Annotated in this window: 17 protein-coding genes; 13 read left to right on the forward strand and 4 right to left on the reverse strand. The window is 65.6% G+C overall.

Going from position 1 to position 17,008, the window contains the following annotated elements; translation table 11 throughout:
• Nucleotides 1-114: 114 nt before the first annotated feature.
• Nucleotides 115-300, reverse strand: coding sequence for a 50S ribosomal protein L32 (gene rpmF, locus SNE35_RS07000; protein WP_320422146.1), 186 nt, complete (start codon nucleotides 298-300; stop codon nucleotides 115-117).
• Nucleotides 301-504: 204 nt separating this feature from the next.
• Nucleotides 505-1,074, reverse strand: a complete 570-nt coding sequence (locus SNE35_RS07005; protein ID WP_320422147.1) for a YceD family protein — start codon at nucleotides 1,072-1,074, stop codon at nucleotides 505-507.
• Nucleotides 1,075-1,106: 32 nt separating this feature from the next.
• Here SNE35_RS07005 and SNE35_RS07010 point away from each other — a divergent pair, with 32 nt between their 5' ends.
• Both SNE35_RS07010 and SNE35_RS07015 read left to right on the forward strand, forming a co-directional pair.
• Nucleotides 1,107-1,733 (forward strand): Maf family nucleotide pyrophosphatase, encoded by a 627-nt coding sequence (locus SNE35_RS07010; RefSeq protein ID WP_320422148.1) that lies wholly within the window; start codon nucleotides 1,107-1,109, stop codon nucleotides 1,731-1,733.
• Nucleotides 1,730-2,518, forward strand: a complete 789-nt coding sequence (locus SNE35_RS07015; RefSeq protein ID WP_320422149.1) for an SAM-dependent methyltransferase — start codon at nucleotides 1,730-1,732, stop codon at nucleotides 2,516-2,518. Before SNE35_RS07010 ends, SNE35_RS07015 begins: the two co-directional genes overlap by 4 nt.
• 9 nt (nucleotides 2,519-2,527) lie before the next feature.
• On the opposite strand, the gene SNE35_RS07020 is transcribed toward SNE35_RS07015, so the two are convergent.
• On the reverse strand, nucleotides 2,528-4,018 hold the full coding sequence (locus SNE35_RS07020; RefSeq protein ID WP_320422150.1) for a DEAD/DEAH box helicase: 1,491 nt from the start codon (nucleotides 4,016-4,018) through the stop codon (nucleotides 2,528-2,530).
• Between the two features lie 27 nt (nucleotides 4,019-4,045).
• Complete coding sequence (locus tag SNE35_RS07025; RefSeq protein WP_320422151.1) at nucleotides 4,046-5,191, reverse strand: MraY family glycosyltransferase; 1,146 nt, start codon at nucleotides 5,189-5,191, stop codon at nucleotides 4,046-4,048.
• Between the two features lie 152 nt (nucleotides 5,192-5,343).
• Here SNE35_RS07025 and SNE35_RS07030 point away from each other — a divergent pair, with 152 nt between their 5' ends.
• The 11 genes from SNE35_RS07030 (at nucleotide 5,344) to gmd (ending at nucleotide 16,991) form a co-directional block, all read left to right on the forward strand.
• Nucleotides 5,344-7,329, forward strand: coding sequence for an SLBB domain-containing protein (locus SNE35_RS07030; RefSeq protein ID WP_320422152.1), 1,986 nt, complete (start codon nucleotides 5,344-5,346; stop codon nucleotides 7,327-7,329).
• A 2-nt stretch (nucleotides 7,330-7,331) separates the two neighbouring features.
• Entirely contained in the window at nucleotides 7,332-8,456 is a 1,125-nt protein-coding gene (locus SNE35_RS07035; protein WP_320422374.1) for a GumC family protein, read from the forward strand.
• A gap of 77 nt (nucleotides 8,457-8,533) precedes the next feature.
• Entirely contained in the window at nucleotides 8,534-8,962 is a 429-nt protein-coding gene (locus SNE35_RS07040; protein ID WP_320422153.1) for a MarR family EPS-associated transcriptional regulator, read from the forward strand.
• Nucleotides 8,959-9,939, forward strand: coding sequence for an NAD-dependent 4,6-dehydratase LegB (locus tag SNE35_RS07045; protein ID WP_320422154.1), 981 nt, complete (start codon nucleotides 8,959-8,961; stop codon nucleotides 9,937-9,939). Before SNE35_RS07040 ends, SNE35_RS07045 begins: the two co-directional genes overlap by 4 nt.
• An 18-nt stretch (nucleotides 9,940-9,957) precedes the next feature.
• Nucleotides 9,958-11,106: a LegC family aminotransferase gene (locus tag SNE35_RS07050; protein ID WP_320422155.1), complete on the forward strand. Its 1,149-nt coding sequence runs from the start codon at nucleotides 9,958-9,960 to the stop codon at nucleotides 11,104-11,106.
• Nucleotides 11,103-12,290 carry a UDP-N-acetylglucosamine 2-epimerase gene (neuC, locus tag SNE35_RS07055; RefSeq protein ID WP_320422156.1) on the forward strand — a complete coding sequence of 396 codons (1,188 nt, stop codon included), beginning with the start codon at nucleotides 11,103-11,105 and terminating at the stop codon, nucleotides 12,288-12,290. Before SNE35_RS07050 ends, neuC begins: the two co-directional genes overlap by 4 nt.
• A complete protein-coding gene (neuB, locus tag SNE35_RS07060) occupies nucleotides 12,287-13,354 on the forward strand; it encodes an N-acetylneuraminate synthase (protein WP_320422157.1) in 1,068 nt (355 codons plus the stop codon). The genes neuC and neuB overlap by 4 nt, the downstream gene beginning before the upstream one ends.
• Before the next feature lie 11 nt (nucleotides 13,355-13,365).
• Nucleotides 13,366-14,067, forward strand: coding sequence for an acetyltransferase (locus SNE35_RS07065; protein ID WP_320422158.1), 702 nt, complete (start codon nucleotides 13,366-13,368; stop codon nucleotides 14,065-14,067).
• Between the two features lie 8 nt (nucleotides 14,068-14,075).
• Nucleotides 14,076-15,131: a nucleotidyltransferase family protein gene (locus SNE35_RS07070; protein ID WP_320422159.1), complete on the forward strand. Its 1,056-nt coding sequence runs from the start codon at nucleotides 14,076-14,078 to the stop codon at nucleotides 15,129-15,131.
• Nucleotides 15,124-15,840 (forward strand): acylneuraminate cytidylyltransferase family protein, encoded by a 717-nt coding sequence (locus tag SNE35_RS07075; protein ID WP_320422160.1) that lies wholly within the window; start codon nucleotides 15,124-15,126, stop codon nucleotides 15,838-15,840. Before SNE35_RS07070 ends, SNE35_RS07075 begins: the two co-directional genes overlap by 8 nt.
• 50 nt (nucleotides 15,841-15,890) lie before the next feature.
• Entirely contained in the window at nucleotides 15,891-16,991 is a 1,101-nt protein-coding gene (gene gmd, locus SNE35_RS07080) for a GDP-mannose 4,6-dehydratase (protein ID WP_320422161.1), read from the forward strand.
• Nucleotides 16,992-17,008 lie beyond the last annotated feature (17 nt).

Genomic DNA, 17,008 nt, shown 5'->3' on the forward strand with positions numbered 1-17,008 from the left:
GCCAGCATTGCGACAGAGGTCACAACGCAAAAACCCGGCACTGCAACAAGGCACAGGCCGGGTATTTGTCTGAACAGACGATCGTGCGGCAATCGCCGCACGAAACCTGATCGATCAGGAGGCGTCAGCCTTGGTCTTCAGGACCTTGCGGCCACGGTAGAAACCGGTGGCGCTGATGTGGTGACGCAGATGCGTTTCGCCGGTGGTCGGCTCGATCGCGGTGCCCGGGGTGACCAGGGCGTTGTGCGAGCGGTGCATGCCACGCTTGGAGGGCGACTTCTTGTTTTGCTGAACGGCCATGAAATTCTCCTAAGGCTCCGATGAGTGGACCGCCTGATCACAGACGCCACACCCCGGATGCCGCAATTGATGTGCACGAGTTCATGCGCACCATGCGCCAGCCGCCGCCTTGCAGCGCGCTACTGTGAGACTCGAACCGGGGAAAGCCCAAAATTCTAGCACGCTATTGCGTTTTGGCGAAATAGCGAGCCCGCCGGCTTCGGACTACTGCGTCGGGCCGCCCTTCTTCAGAGCGGCCAGCTTGGCAAATGGATTAGGACGCTGCTCTTCATCAGCCCCTTCATCCTCGGCCAACCCACCGCCCTGCGCCGACAGCGGCTCCGGACAGCTCTCGTGGCGAGGCACCAGCGGCAGCGCCAGCAGCAGCTCATCCTCGATCAGCTCGCGTGCGTCGAGGTGGCGCGTCAACGCAAGAACATCTTCCTCGGCCTCGGCGTCCAGGCTTGCCGCCTCGTCTTCGCTGCCGACGAACTGGAACCAGCGCGAAACGTCCAGCCGTTCCTCGACCGGCTGCAGGCAGCGCTGGCAAGTCAGCCAGGCACCGCCGCTCGCTTCGACCTGCAGCCACAGCTGGGGATCGGCGCGGCGCTGTTCGCGCAACTGCCCCTGCAGACGCCACCGAACCGGCGGCCAGCCGTCAGCAGGCCGCTCCGGTGCCGCCGACGCGGCAAACCGGGCCAAGTCGCTCGCCGGCCATTCGCCCTCGAGGCTCGCCTCATCCTTGATGAAGTTTTCGACGTCCAGTTTCTCGGGAACAAATGCGCGCTTCTTCATGGGCGCAAGTGTAAGGGTGGGACACTTGCGGAATGCCCGAAACCAGCCTCACAAGCCCCTCCCCCACGCTCATTCTCGGCTCGACCTCGCGTTATCGGCGCGAATTGCTGGAGCGCCTGCGGCTGCCCTTCTCCGTCAGTCCTCCCGACATCGACGAGACGCCGCAGCCCGGTGAAGCACCGGCCGCGCTGGCCACCCGTCTCGCACTCGCCAAGGCCTGGGCGGTGGCCCGCAAGTTTCCCGATGCGGTCGTGATCGGCTCGGACCAGGTTGCGGACCTGAACGGTGAGCCGATCGGCAAGCCCGGTACGCACGAGCGTGCCGTCGCGCAGTTGCACTCGATGAGCGGTCAGTCGGTCGTATTCCAGACGGCGGTGGCCGTCGTCTGCGCCGCCAGAGGCTTCGTCCGGCAGGGACTGGCGCCGGTGCGGGTACGCTTTCGCACCTTGGCCGACGCTGAAATTGAGAGCTACCTGCTCGCCGAGCAGCCGTACGACTGCGCCGGCAGTGCGAAGTCGGAAACGATGGGCATCGCGCTGCTCGATGCGATCGAATCGGATGACCCTACCGCGCTGGTCGGCCTGCCGCTGATCCGCACCTGCGCCATGCTGCGTGAGGCGGGCATCAATCCACTACTGCATTCGGGGACGCCAACATGACTGCACCAGCCAAAGGAAGGCTCTACCTGGTGCCGAACACCCTGGATTTCGGCATCGAAGGCGCAGCGGCTACCGACCTGCGCGAAGTGCTGCCGCAACAGGTGATCGACATCGCCGCGCGGTTGGGCCACTGGGCCGCGGAAAATGCGAAGACAACGCGTGCCTTCCTGAAGCGCGTCGACGCCTTGGTGCCGCTGGTAACGCCGCTGCAACAGCAGGACATCAAGGAACTGCCGCGCGCACCGAAGGGGCGAGCCGGCGACGCTGCCAGCCAGAACGCCGCCTGGCAGGCATTGCTAACGCCGATATTCGACGGACAGGATCTGGGCTTGATATCGGAGGCCGGCCTGCCCGCCATCGCCGATCCCGGCGCACTCCTGGTGGCAGCGGCGCACGCGGCCGACATCGAGGTGGTGCCGCTCAGCGGTCCGAGTTCGCTGCTGATGGCGCTATCCGCGAGCGGGCTCAACGGACAGAGCTTCGCCTTTGTCGGCTATCTGCCGGTGGACGCGCCGGCACGAACGACGCGCATCCGCGAACTGGAAGCACTGTCGGGCAGGCACCAGCAGACGCAGTTGATGATCGAGACGCCGTATCGCAACAGCGCCCTGCTACAGGCACTGCTTGCGACACTGAAGCCGCAGACGCGGCTGTCGGTGAGCTGCGGCCTCAGCGTGCCGCAGGGTTGGACGCGGAGCGCGACCGTGGCGCAATGGCGCAAGCTTGCCGGCGATCAAGCCGGGCTACCGGACAAGGTTCCGGCCGTATTCGCCCTGCTCGCCTGAACGGCCGGCTCAGGATTCCTGCACCGGCTCCGGGACCTTCTTCGCACCGAACAGCGCTGCCACCTTCTTCTTCGGCTTGATGTAGGCCGAGAGGCCCTTGGGCGGCGTCGCAGCGTGGCCCCTGTCCCAGGCGGGCAGATCGCCGCCGGCGGCACTGGCCTCGTAAGGCTTGTCGAAGAAGGGATCGCGCGGCGAAGGAGCCGGCGCACGGTAGGCCGGGCGAGGTGCCGCGGCGGCACCGCTGCCAGCGGCCTCCGAAGCACGCGGCGGCGCTTCGTAGTCACGACGCGGACGGCGCTCGCGCCGCTCTTCCTCGACCTCCAGCGCTTCGAGATCGATCTTGCGCTTGATTAGCTTCTCGATGTCGGCCACGAGGCGGGCATCGGAGCGCGTCACCAGCGTCACCGCAATCCCGGAAGCGCCGGCACGACCCGTGCGGCCGATGCGGTGCACGTAGTCCTCGGCGTTGAACGGCACGTCGAAATTGAACACCGCCGGCAGATCGGCGATGTCGAGGCCGCGGGCTGCGACGTCGGTCGCCACGAGCAGGTCCACTTCGCCGCGCTTGAACGCATCGAGCGACTTCAGCCGCTCGTCCTGCGACTTGTCGCCATGCAGCGCCGCCGTGCGCAGACCGTCGCGCTCGAAGGCGCGAGCCAGCCGCGCCACGCCAAGCTTGGAGTTGCCGAACACGATCGCCTGCTTGATCTCGCGCTGCCGGATGATCTGCTTGATCGCGTTGCGCTTGTCCTCGTCGGCAACACTATAGAACAGCTGTTCGACGGTCGAGGCGGTGGCATTGGGCCGCGCCACCTCGACCAGGATCGGCTCCTGCAGATAGCTCTGCGCGAGACGCTTGATCTCCGGCGAGAACGTGGCCGAGAACAGCAGCGTCTGACGGGTCTTGGGCAGGTAGCTCAGGATGCGCTGCAGGTCGGGCAGGAAGCCGATGTCCAGCATGCGGTCGGCCTCGTCGAGCACGACGTACTCGACCTGGTTCAGCACGCAGTTCTTCGCCTCGATGTGATCCAGCAGGCGACCGGGGGTGGCGATCAACACCTCGACACCGGCCTTCAGTTCGGCCGTCTGCGGCTTCATGTCGACACCGCCGAACACGCAGGCCGCGCGCAGTTGCGTGTGCCTGGAATAGGCCTTGACGTTGTTGGCCACCTGGTCCGCCAGTTCGCGCGTCGGCGCGATCACCAGCGCCCGCACCGGATGCCGCGCCGGCGACACGCTCGCGGTTTCGTGCTTCAGCATGCGCTGCAGCAGCGGGATCGAGAATGCGGCGGTCTTGCCGGTGCCGGTCTGGGCCGCGCCCATCACGTCACGCCCGGCCAACACGATCGGAATGGCCTTGGCCTGGATCGGCGTCATCGTTGCGTAGCCTTGGTCGGCCACGGCGCGGAGGAGCTTGGGGTCGAGCGGGAGGGTGTCGAATCGCGCTGATGCGGCAGGGGCCTGAGCGTCGATCTCGGCGGCTTGTTGGGCTTCGGTCATCCTCCGATTATCCGCCATGCGCGGAAATCAATCGGGTTTACCCAGACTTTGCTTCCCGAGCGCGGATTCATCGACATCGCGAAGGCTACCCCGCAGCACCAGCCATTTGGGCGTCTTGAAGCGCACGATGCGCCAGTAGAGGCTCACATAGCCGACGGAGAACAACAGCATGCAGCCGGCGATCAGGGGCGTCGAATCCCAGAACAGCAGGGCCGGCATCAGCGCGAACACGCACAGCGTCCAGAGGTAGGGCGCCGTCATCGAATTGCGCCGCGTCATCGCCCGCGCATCGCGTGCCCCGATCGCCCAGCGCATCAGGCGGCGGTAGATCAACGAATGCAAGTGGATGCCGTCCGGCTGGCCCGGCGAAGCATCGCGCAGCACGCGGCGGCGGTAGATCGAGAACAGGGTCTCGAAGACCGGATAGATGCACACCATCACGCCAAACAACGGCGAAACCTCGTGATGCCGGCTGATCAGCAGCACGCCCACTTCGGCCAAGAAAAAGCCCATGAAGTAGGCACCACCATCGCCCAGGAAGATCAGACCCGCCGGGAAATTCCAGACGAAGAAACCCATCACCGCGCCGACGCCAACCAGGGCCACCAGCGCGAGTTCGTTGTCGCCGACCTGGTAGGCCACATAGGCAAAGGCCAGCAGCATCAGGCTGACGCACATCGACGAAAGACCATTGAAGCCGTCGATGATGTTGATCGAGTTGGCGACGCCGGCAACGCCGAAGACGGTGATGATCAGGGCGCCGACGCCGAAGGAGACGATCCAGTCAAGGCCAGGAATGTCGGTGCGGTCAATGAGGGCATTGAGCAGCACAGCCCCAACGACGGCCGATATTGCAGTGGCAAGAAGGCGCTTGCCAGGGGAAACCTTCTTCGTGAAGTCTTCAATCAGACCCACCACGAATGCAGGCAGCCCTGCAAGTAGCAGTAGCGCCAATTCGGTGCGACTGCGGTCGGTGACGTACATCAGCAACGCAGCGATTGATACCCCGGCGACAATACCGACGCCGCCGATGCGGGGGACAGGGCGAGCGTGAAACTTCTGCGGCCCCGACAAATCATGGTCCGCGGATAGATGACCGTGCCTGGTGGACGAGCGGACGACGAAAAGCGTGACCGCCGCGGCGACGAAGAAGGCTGTCAGCAGATACAACATGGGCGAAGTATAGGTTGCCAACTTCCGCCCGATCCGCAGGCCAAGCCCGGCTAAGCTCGCTTCGCCGGACCGCGCAAATCCCAACCTAGAATGCGCACCGCAAACGCCGGTTACGGCCGTCTGCCCATTTCTCTCTTCGGATGAATATCCCCATGGACTTCACATTCGCCGGCGTTCGCGCCGGCTTGCGGCCTGCCTCACATGAGCGCGCAAACATCGTCGTAGCCATGCTTGCCGCGGTCTGCTTGTGCATTGGCACCTCTGCAGTTGCGGCGGACAGCACGGATGTCAGTTCGACGTCAACAAGCTCGAACGGCCCCTTCCGACTCTCGGCACAGACGAGCGCCCAACAAGATCTGAGCACAGGCCAGCGCAATGCAGACTCGGAGCGCCGCACGATTTCAGGGCGGCCCGCTCGCTACGAGCCCGGAGAGTTCGAGCTGTACGTAAATAAACTGCTCGGCGTCGACGTGCAGCCGTACACGACGGTACAGAGGATGCCCGCGGAAACGACCGCCTCCGGAGAGGTTCGCGAACCCCGGCCTCAGTTGATCGTGCGCAGGCTCGGCGCCGACCTGATGCTGGATGGCCGCGACGGCATGGCAGACGGACCGCGCGCGGTTGGCGAAGACTACGTGCTAGGTATCGGCGACGAAGTACAGATCACGCTATGGGGTTCGGTCGACGCTGATTTGCGTCTGGTCGTTGACCGGCTCGGTCGCATCAATGTGCCGCGCGTGGGCCCGATCATGGTGGCGGGCGTTCGCTACGGGCAGTTGAACGACGTCGTCCAGTCTCGCGTGGCCCAGACCTTCAAGAACTTCCAGGTCACAACAGCACTGGGACGCCTGCGCAGCTTCCGCATTTACGTCACCGGCTATACGCAGCACCCGGGCCCGTATACGGTGAGCAGCCTCTCGACGGTCGTGACCGGCTTGATGCAGGCCGGAGGCCCATCGGCCGCTGGCAGCTTCCGAAACGTCGAACTCCGCCGATCCGGCAAGACCATCGCTCATTTCGACGCCTACGACCTGCTGCTGCGGGGCGACAAGAGTACCGATGTGCCTCTACAGGCAGAAGACGTCCTTTACATCGGCCAGGTCGGCGCCCAGGCAGCCGTACTCGGCAGCGTGAACAAGACCAGCATCATCGAACTCAAGGCCGGTGAGACTGTCGCGGATGCCATCAACATGGCTGGCGGCTTCAGCGCCGTCGCCGACCGATCGCGCATCTCCGTCGAACGACTGAGCGACCGCAACGACAAGCGCGTTGTCCAACTCGACCTGCCCGCGCAGAGCGGCGCACCAGTCTCCAACGGCGATGTGCTGCGCGCCTTCAGCGCAGTCGACGCCGAGTTGGCGCAAGATCGGCAATACAAGCGTGTGCGTGTCGAAGGGGAAGTCCTGCGCCCGGGCGACTACTTGCTTCCGCCCGCCAGCACGCTGCAGGACGCACTTCAGGCTGCAGGCGGTCTAACCCCGCAAGCCTATGTCTTCGGTACAGACTTCTCGCGCGAGAGCGTGCGCAAGGTCCAGCAAGACAATTACGACCGCGCGTTGCGAGATATGGAAACGGACTTCACACGCACTACGTCAACCCAAAGGGCGCTGACGGCCGACGAGGCTGCCACTCAAGCACAGCGGGCAACCGGGGCATCACGGCTCATCGAACGACTGCGCACCGTCCGGCCGACTGGACGAATTGTCCTTCAGCTTGATCCCGCAGGCAGCACACTGCCGCAGTTGGTCGTCGAAGACGGCGACCGACTGACTGTGCCACCCCGGCCAACAACAGTTGGCGTATTTGGTAGCGTGTTCAATGCCGGCAGCTACCTGTTAACCCGTGGCAGCACGCTGAACGATGTCATGAAACTAGCCGGTGGGGCCAAAAAGGGAGCAGACGAAGGAAGCGTCTTCGTATTGCGCGCGAATGGTAGTGTGGTCAGCTCGCGGCAAACAGACAGCGGCTGGCTCAGCATGGGCTCTGGCATCAATAACCTGCCCGCGCTGCCTGGGGACACGATTTTCGTCCCGGAAGAACTCGACAAGACGACCTTCGCTCAGTCCGCTCAGCAGTGGACGCAAATCTTGTATCAATTCGGCTTGGGCGCCGCCGCGCTGAAGACTATTCGCAATTGAGTATGCAACAAGACCATCAGATGTTGGCAAGCCCTCAAGCCTCGCCGCTGAACGAATTCGGGCTCGACGTCATAGTGGGCCAACTTTGGAAGCACAAGTTGAAGTTGTGCTTTGGAGCGCTATTGATTGGTGCCGCGGCATTCGGACTCTCGTTCCTTCTGGCACCCCAATACACCGCTAGGACCGCATTCATCCCACCGCAGAGCTCCGGCGGTACGCTGAATGCAGCGCTTTCAGCCTTGGGTCCACTAGCCGGACTTGCCGGTAGCTCGGGCCCATCCAGCGTTTCGGGTGAGACTTTCGTTTCTTTGCTGAAGAGCGAAACCATCGCAGACCGATTGATCGAACGCTTCAAGCTGAAAGAGCTGTACAAGGCAAAGTTCCAATTCGAGACCCGCGGCATCCTGATGAATCGGACTCGCATCACATTCGGTAAACGCGATGGCATCATCAATTTGGAAGTCGACGACGCGGACCCCAAGCGAGCCGCAGACATCGCAAACCAATACGTTACGGAACTCAAGATTTTCAGTGCATCGATGAATTTGACTGATGCCCAGCGTCGGCGCGCCTTCTTCGAGCAGCAAATGAAACAGACTCATGACCGTCTGATTGCGGCTGAACAAGCCCTACAGACCAGCGGGTTTGACCCAGGTGCCATTCGCGCCGAACCGAAGACTGCCGCAGAAGAGTACGGACGCACAAAGGCCCAATTGACGACGCTGGAAGTGCAACTCCAGGTTATGCGCACCCGCCTCACCGACACTGCCCCAGAAGTTCGCCAACTTGCTTCAACGGCTGCGGTCTTGCGCGAGCAGCTTCAGGCAATGGAGCTACGCACAAACACATCGCAGAACGCTAACTATTTGAACAAGTACCGCGAATACAAGTATCAGGAAGCACTCTACGAGCAACTGTCCAAGCAGTACGAGGCTGCGAGACTTGATGAGAGTCACGATAACACTGCAATCCAAATTATCGATATTGCCCAGGTTCCTGAATGGAAGAGTAAGCCGAAACGGGCAATCATCGGCGTCGTCGCAACATTGGTCGCGTTCCTGCTTTTGAGCGTAGTGACGATCACCCGCCACATCAGGACCTCGTTGACCGAGAGCGCCGCGACTTAGCCCAGTTGACACGAAGAGGCGCCGCATGTGAGGCGCCTGTCATGCTACAGTTGGCGTTCAACGCTTGAACACCAACCTTGAGCATCGCCCCGCCATTCGCCCCCGTCCCGCTGCCTGCCGCGCATGATGACGCGCGGCTTATGGTTCTCCGCGAGCTGGAACAGGATCCACACATTTCGCAGCGCCTTCTTGCTAAACGGCTCGGCGTGAGTCTGGGCAAGGCTCACTATCTGTTGCAGGCCTTGCTAGCGAAAGGGCTAATCAAGGTACGGAACTTTGAACAGAGCGGGCAGAAGTTGGCCTACAGCTATCTACTCACACCCACAGGGTTACGTGAGAAGGCTCAGATGACCCGTGAATTCCTTGCCCGTAAGGAGGCGGAGTTCGAATCGCTGCGATTGATGATCGATCAACTTCATGCGGAGCTTGCGACTCCGCAGGTTGAAGATGCGGCAGCCCGGAACGCCCTCGCAGATAGACAGACATTCGATTCAATAAAACCATGAAACGCGTACTCGTTACTGGCGCCGATGGCTTCATCGGCTCTCACCTCGTCGAATTGCTCGTCCGCGAAGGCTTCGAGGTCAAGGCACTCAGTCAATACAACTCCTTCAACAACTGGGGCTGGCTGGACGACATCGACTGCGCGAAAGATGTGGAGGTCATCAGCGGCGACGTCCGCGATCCCCACTTCTGCCGCAAGGTCACGCAGGGACAGGACGCGGTGTTCCACTTGGCGGCGCTGATCGCGATCCCCTACTCGTATGTGGCGCCAGACAGCTACGTCGACACCAACGTCAAGGGCACGCTCAACATCTGCCAGGCTGCGCTGGACAACGGCGTGCAGCGCGTGATCCACACCTCGACGAGCGAGGTCTACGGCACCGCGCGCTACGTACCCATCGACGAGAAGCACCCGCTGCAGCCGCAGTCGCCGTACAGCGCGTCCAAGATCGGCGCGGACGCGATGGCGATGAGCTACTTCAACGCGTTCAACCTGCCGCTGACGATCGCGCGCCCGTTCAACACCTACGGCCCGCGCCAGTCGGCGCGCGCGGTAATCCCGACAATCATCACGCAGATCGCCTCGGGCATGAAGCAGATCAAGCTGGGCGACACCACGCCCACGCGCGACTTCAACTACGTGGCCGACACCTGCCGCGGTTTCCTCGAGCTGGCGCGCTGCAAAGAAGCCATCGGCGAGACCGTGAACATCGGCTCCAACTTCGAGATCTCGGTGGGCGACACGCTCAACCTGATCAAGGAACTGATGGGCAGCGACGTAGAGTTCATCACCGACGACCAGCGCATCCGCCCGGAGAAGTCCGAGGTCTTCCGCCTGTGGTGCGACAACACCCGCATCCACGCGCTCACCGGTTTCGAGCCGCGTCACGACATCCGCGACGGCCTGCGCCGCACCATCGAGTGGATGACGCAGCCGGCCAACCTGGTGAAGTACAAGGCCCACATCTACAACGTCTGAGCCCCGGGGAGACAAGCCGTGTTCGATCGCCTGGTCGGTTTCATCCGCGAGCAGTACGCCACCAACGAGTTCATCCCGCTGCACGCGCCCGTGTTCCGCGGACGCGAACGCGAGTTGCTGGTGGACACCATCGACTCGACCTTCGTGTCGAGCGTGGGCGCTTATGTCGACCGCTTCGAGAAGGGCATGGCCGCCTTCACCGGTAGCCCGCGCGCGGTGGCGGTAATGAACGGCACGGCGGCGCTGCACATCGCGCTGGTGCTGGCCGGCGTGAAGCGGGACGACCTGGTGGTGACGCAGGCGCTGACCTTCGTGGCGACCTGCAACGCGATCGCGTACTGCGGCGCGGAGCCTCTGTTCATCGACGTTGACCGACACACGCTCGGGCTGTCGCCGACGGCGCTGGATGCGTGGCTCGATGAGCATGCGCGAATCGACGACGACGGCGTATGCCGCACGCGGGACGGCGGCCGGCGCATCCGCGCCTGCCTGCCGATGCACACCTTCGGCCATCCGGTCGAGCTGGACGCGTTGGTCGCGGTGTGCGAACGCTGGCACCTGGTGCTGGTCGAGGACGCGGCTGAATCGCTGGGCAGCACCTACAAGGGCGGCCATACCGGCAACTTCGGCCGCATCGGCGTGCTGAGCTTCAACGGCAACAAGATCATGACCACCGGCGGCGGCGGCATGGTGCTGGCAGACGAGGTCATCGGCAAGCGGGCCAAGCATCTGACGACGACGGCCAAGATCCCGCATCCGTACGAGTTCTTCCACGACGAGGTCGGCTACAACTACCGCATGCCCAACCTGAACGCGGCGCTGGGCTGCGCGCAGTTGGAGCAGCTGCCGGCCTTCCTGGCCTCCAAGCGCGCGCTGGCGGAGCGCTACATCGCGTTCTTCGCCGGGTCGGACCTGCAGCCCATCGTCGAGCCCGAACACTGCCGCTCCAACTACTGGCTCAACGGCGTCATCTGCGAGACGCCGGCGCAGCGCGACGCGCTGCTCAAGGCGACCAACGACGCCGGCGTGATGACGCGCCCGATCTGGGCGCTGATGAACCGCCTGCCGCTGTACGCGAACGCGCCGCGCGGTCCGCTGGACAACGCGGAATGGCTGGAAGCGCGCGTCGTGAACCTGCCCAGCAGCGTGACGCCGGACGCGACATGACCCCGCGCCGCATTGCCGTCTTCACCAGTACGCGGGCCGAGTACGGCCTGCTGCGCCCGTTGATGCGCGAGATCGCGGACCGGGACGGACTGGTGCTGCGGGTCATTGCCAGCGGCACCCACCTGTCGCCGCAGCACGGCCTGACCCGCCGCGACATCGAGGCTGACGGTTTCTTGATCGACGCCGCGGTCGACATGCTATTGACCGGCGACAGCGCCGTGGCCACAGCCAAATCGGCCGCACTGGCCATGATGGGCACGGCGGAAGCGCTGGATCGGTTGCACCCCGATCTCCTCGTGTTGCTCGGCGACCGCTACGAGCTGCTGGCGGCGGCGCAGGCGGCGGTACTGGCGCGGGTGCCGATCGCTCATCTGCACGGCGGAGAGACCACCGAGGGCGCGATCGACGAGTCGATCCGCCATGCCGTCAGCAAGCTGGCCCACCTGCACTTCCCGGCCGCCGAACCGTATGCCGAGCGCCTGCGCCAGATGGGAGAGTCGCCGGCCCGGATCTGGAACGTCGGCGCGCCGGCGATGGACAACATCGCGGCGCTGGACGCCGTGCCGCGCGAGGCGCTGGAACAGCACCTGGGGCTGACGCTGCGTTCGCCCAGCTTCCTGGTGACCTACCACCCCGTCACCCTCCGCGAAGACGCCGGGCTGGGCGCCATGAAGGCGTTGCTGACCGCCTTGGACGAGACCGGCGGCAGCGTCGTCATCACCGGGACCAACGCCGACCCCGGCGCGTCGGGCATCCGCCAGACGCTGGAGCGTTTCGCCGCGCAACGTCCTGGGCGCGTGGTCCTGGTCGAGTCGCTCGGCGCGCGCCGCTACCTGAGCCTGATGGCGCAGGTCGACGCCGTCGTCGGCAATTCGTCGAGCGGCCTGCTCGAGGCGCCCGCCATGGGCGTGCCCACCCTCGACATCGGCAGCCGCCAGCAGGGCCGGCTGCGGGCACCGTCGGTGCTGCATTGCGGCGAGGACCTCGACGCCATCCGCGCCGCGCTGGCGCAGGCGTTGAGCGACGACCACCGCCGCCTAGCCCAGGACCGCGACACCCCGTACGGCCGCCCCGGCGCGGCGCGGCGCATCGTCGACGTCCTGGAGAGCGTCTCGCTGGCCACGCTCGAGAAGCCTTTCGTGAATCGCACCCCCACCGGCGCGCCGAGCGTCAACGCCCCATGAACCCTGTCTACGTCATCGCCGAGGCCGGCGTGAACCACAACGGCGACCTGGCGCTCGCGCGCGAACTCGTCGACCGGGCCGCCGACGCAGGTGCCGACGCGGTCAAGTTCCAGACCTTCGACGCGAAGAAGCTGGCCAGCCGCACCGCGCCCAAGGCCGGTTATCAGAAGCAGACCACCGAGGCGGCGGAGTCGCAGCTCGACATGCTGCGCAAGCTCGAACTGCCGCGCGAGTGGCACTACGAACTCCGTGAACGCGCGCTGTCCCGCGGCATCCAGTTCCTGTCCACGGCCTTCGATCCGGACAGCCTCGATTTCCTCGAATCGCTCGGCATGCCCTTCTACAAGGTGCCGTCGGGCGAGATCACCAACGGGCCGCTGCTGTGGAAGTTCGCACGCCAGCGCAAACCCCTGGTGGTGTCGACCGGCATGGCGACGTTGTCGGAGGTCGAGCAGGCGCTGGCGGTGATCGTGCACGCCTTCAACGTCGACGAGGAGCCGCGCCACGTCGACGAGGTGTGGCAGGGCTGGAGCCGGGCCGAATGGCGCCGCTCGCTGCAGGGCCGGGTCACGCTGCTCCATTGCACCTCGCAGTACCCGACGCCGATGCACGAGGTGAACCTCATCGCGATGGACACGCTGCGTCATGCGTTCGGCCTGCCGGTCGGCTACTCCGACCACACCGAAGGCGTCCTCATCCCCGTGGCCGCCGTGGCGCGCGGCGCGGTGCTGATCGAAAAGCATTTCACCCTCGACCGCACGATGCTCGGGCCGGACCACCGCGCCTCGCTGGAACCGGACGAACTGTCCCGCATGATCCGCGAGATCCGCGCCATCGCGCTGGCCCTGGGGGACGGCGTCAAGAGCCCGCAGGCCAGCGAATGGGACACCCGCAAGGCGGCGCGCCAGCAAGTGGTCGTGACCCGCGACCTGAGCGCCGGCGACACCTTCGCGCGCGCCGACCTGTCGACTGCGCGCAGCGGCCAAGGGCTGCCTCCGACGGCGCTGTGGGGCCTGGTCGGGACCGTCGCCGTGCGCGACTACCAAGGCGGCGACACCGTCTGAACATCAGCACCATGACGCCGCATCCCGCCCCCACCGCCCTCCCCGTGCATGCACCGCCGCTGATCCTGCTCGGCGCCGGCGGGCACGCGAAGGTCGTGGCCGCGCTCGCGCGGGCCGCGGGACGCTGGCTGGCGGGCGTGTGCGACCCGTCGCTCGCGGCCGCGGGCGTGCGCGAATGGCGCGGGCTGCCGGTGCTGGGCGACGACAGCGCGCTGACGCGTTTCGCGCCCGATGGTCACGAACTGGCGCTGGGCATCGGCACGGCGCCCGGCTCGCGCCTGCGCGCGGAGCGCTTCCGCGCGCTGACGGCGCTCGGCTACCGCTTCCCGGCGCTGATCCACCCGTCGGCGCTGGTGGACGAATCGGCGGTCGTCGCGGACGGCGCGCAGTTCATGGCCGGCGTCATCGTCCAACCCGACGTCCGCATCGGCCGCAACACCATCCTCAACACCGGCGCGACGATCGATCACGACGGCGACATCGGCGAGCACGTCCACATCGCTCCGGGCGCCGTGCTGTGCGGCGGTGTGCGCGTGGGCGACGAGAGCTTCGTCGGCGCGTCGGCGACGCTGCTGCCGCTGGTGAAGCTCGGCCGCGGCTGCCTCGTCGCCGCCGGCAGCACGCTGGCGCGCGATCTGCCCGACGGCGCATGCCACGCGCCGCACCGGCGCACCGGCGCGACCTCCGCGTCGAACGCCCCCTCTCTGGACTGACGACAAGCATGACTTCCTGGGATTCCGTCCTCATCGCCCCTGACCTGCCGCTGCAAGCCGCCATGGGCGTGCTGGACCGCGGCGGGCTGCAGATCGCCGTCGTCGTCGACGCGCAGCGCCGCATCCTCGGCACCGTCACCGACGGCGACGTGCGCCGCGCGTTGATCCGCCAGGTGCGCCTCGACGCGCCGGTCGCCGACGTGATGGCGCGCCAGCCGCGCACCGCGCCTGCCGGCTCGACCAAGGAGCGCATCCTGCAGTTGATGGAACGCCACCAGGTCTCGCAGATCCCGCTGGTCGACGCCGACGGCCGCGTCGTCGGCATCGAGACGCTGCACGGCCTGCTGCACGGCAAGCGCCGCGACAACGCGGTGTTCCTGATGGCCGGCGGCTTCGGCACCCGGCTGCAGCCGCTCACCGACAACTGCCCCAAGCCGCTGCTCAACGTCGGCGACAAGCCCATCCTCGAGATCATCATCGAGAACTTCGTCCGTGCCGGCTTTCACCGCTTCTTCATCTCCACGCACTATCTGCCCGAGATGATCCGCGAGCACATCGGCGATGGCAGCCGCTGGGACATCGAGGTCCAGTACGTGCACGAGGACGAGCCGCTGGGCACCGGCGGCGCGCTAGGCCTGCTGCCGCGCGACGCGATCCGCGAGCCGATGTTCATGATGAACGGCGACCTGCTGACCAACCTCGACTTCAACAAGCTGCTGGATTTCCACGACAGCCACGACGGCATCGCCACCATGTGCGTGCGCGAGCACGAGCACCGCGTGCCCTACGGCGTCATCGAGGGCGACGGCCTGCGCATCACCTCGATGGTCGAGAAGCCGGCCTACCGCTACTTCATCAACGCCGGCATCTACGTGCTGTCGCCGGCCGTCCTGGAAGGCGTCGCGCGCGGCCAGCGCATCGACATGCCCACGCTGCTGCAGCAGCGCATGGACCTGGGCCAGCCGGTCAACATGTTCCCGGTCCACGAGTACTGGCTGGACATCGGCCGCATGGAAGACTTCCAGCGCGCCCAGTACGACGTCGCGGGGCTGTTCCATGGCTGATCTGCCGCGCCTGCTCGCGCTCGTGCCCGCCCGCGGCGGCAGCAAGCGGCTGCCGCGCAAGAACGTGCTGCCGCTCGGCGGACGTCCGCTGATCCAGTGGTCGATCGCGGCGGCGCTCGAGAGCGGCGTCTGCGCCGACGTGCTGGTGAGCACCGACGACGAGGAGATCGCCGAGACGTCCCGCGCCGGCGGCGCGATGGTGCCCTGGTTGCGGCCGACCGAACTGGCGACCGACACCGCCGGCAGCGCGGGCGTCATCACACATGCTCTGGCCTGGTACGAACAGACGCACGGCGCCGTCGACGCGGTGCTGCTGCTGCAGCCAACCAGCCCGTTCCGGAGCTCCGAAGCGATCCGCGGTGCGGTCCGTGCCTACGCCGATCAATCCGGGCCAACGCGCCACCCGGTCGTCAGCGTCAGCCCCGCGGCTTCGCACCCGGCTTGGACTTTCTCCTGGCTGGACGGCGAGCTGCGTCCGAGCCTCGGCTGGGAACCACTGTCGCTGCGCTCGCAAGACCTGACCCCGGCCTACGCGCTCAACGGCGCGCTCTACGTGATCCCGGCCGAGGACGCCCGCGCCGGCCGCCCCATCGTGCGGCCTGGCGTCCTGCCCTTCGTAATGACCGACGCTCGCGAGAGCCTGGACATCGACACCGCCGACGACTGGGCGCTGGCTTCGCACTGGGCCGACGCGCCCGGTGCCCGCTGATTCTGCCCGTCCCTCGTCCCACTCCCACGCATTTCATCGAACGCGCAGCCATGAATCAAAAAGTCGCTCTCATCACCGGCATCACCGGCCAGGACGGTGCCTACCTGGCGGAGTTCCTGCTCGGCAAGGGCTATGTCGTGCACGGCATCCGCCGACGTTCGTCGTTGTTCAACACCGACCGCATCGACCACCTGTACCAGGATCCGCACCTGCCCGATACGCGGCTGTTCCTGCACTACGGCGACATGACCGACTCGTCCAGCTTGGTCCGCATCATCCAGCAGGTCCAGCCCGACGAGATCTACAACCTGGCCGCGCAGTCGCACGTGCACGTAAGCTTCGAGGAGCCCGAGTACACGGCCAACTCCGACGCCATCGGCCCGCTGCGCATCTTGGAGGCGGTCCGCCTGCTGGGTCTGCAAAGGAAGACCCGCTTCTACCAAGCCAGCACCTCCGAGATGTATGGCCAGGTGCAGGAGATCCCGCAGAAGGAGACCACGCCCTTTTACCCGCGCAGCCCGTACGGCGTGGCCAAGCTCTATGGCTACTGGATCACGGTGAACTACCGCGAGTCCTACGGCATGTACGCGTGCAACGGCATCCTGTTCAACCACGAGTCCCCGCTGCGCGGCGAGACCTTCGTGACGCGCAAGATCACCCGCGCGCTGGCCCGCATCAAGCTGGGCCTGCAGAACTGCCTCTACCTGGGCAACATGGACTCGCTGCGCGACTGGGGCCATGCGAAGGACTACGTCGAAGCGCAGTGGCTGATGCTCCAGCAGGACACGCCCGAGGACTACGTTATCGCTACCGGCGTGCAGTACAGCGTGCGCGACTTCGTCAAGGCCGCCGCCAGGGAACTGGAGATGACGCTTCGCTGGGAAGGCAGCGGCATCGACGAGAAGGCCTACCTGGTCGACGCGGCCGGCGGCGAGCGCGTCGCCGTGGCGGTGGACCCGCGCTACTTCCGTCCGGCCGAGGTCGAGACGCTGCTGGGCGACCCCAGCAAGGCGAAGAAGCAGCTCGGCTGGTCGCCCAAGATCAGCTTCGAGGAGCTGGTGCGCGAGATGACCCGCGAGGACCTGATCAGCGCGCAGCGCGACGAGCTGGTCAAGGGCCATGGCTACAAGGCGCTGAACGCGCACGAGTGAGGGCGTGCGCGGCATGC

Source organism: Roseateles agri, assembly GCF_034043675.1.
In the GTDB taxonomy this organism is placed as follows: domain Bacteria; phylum Pseudomonadota; class Gammaproteobacteria; order Burkholderiales; family Burkholderiaceae_C; genus KK5.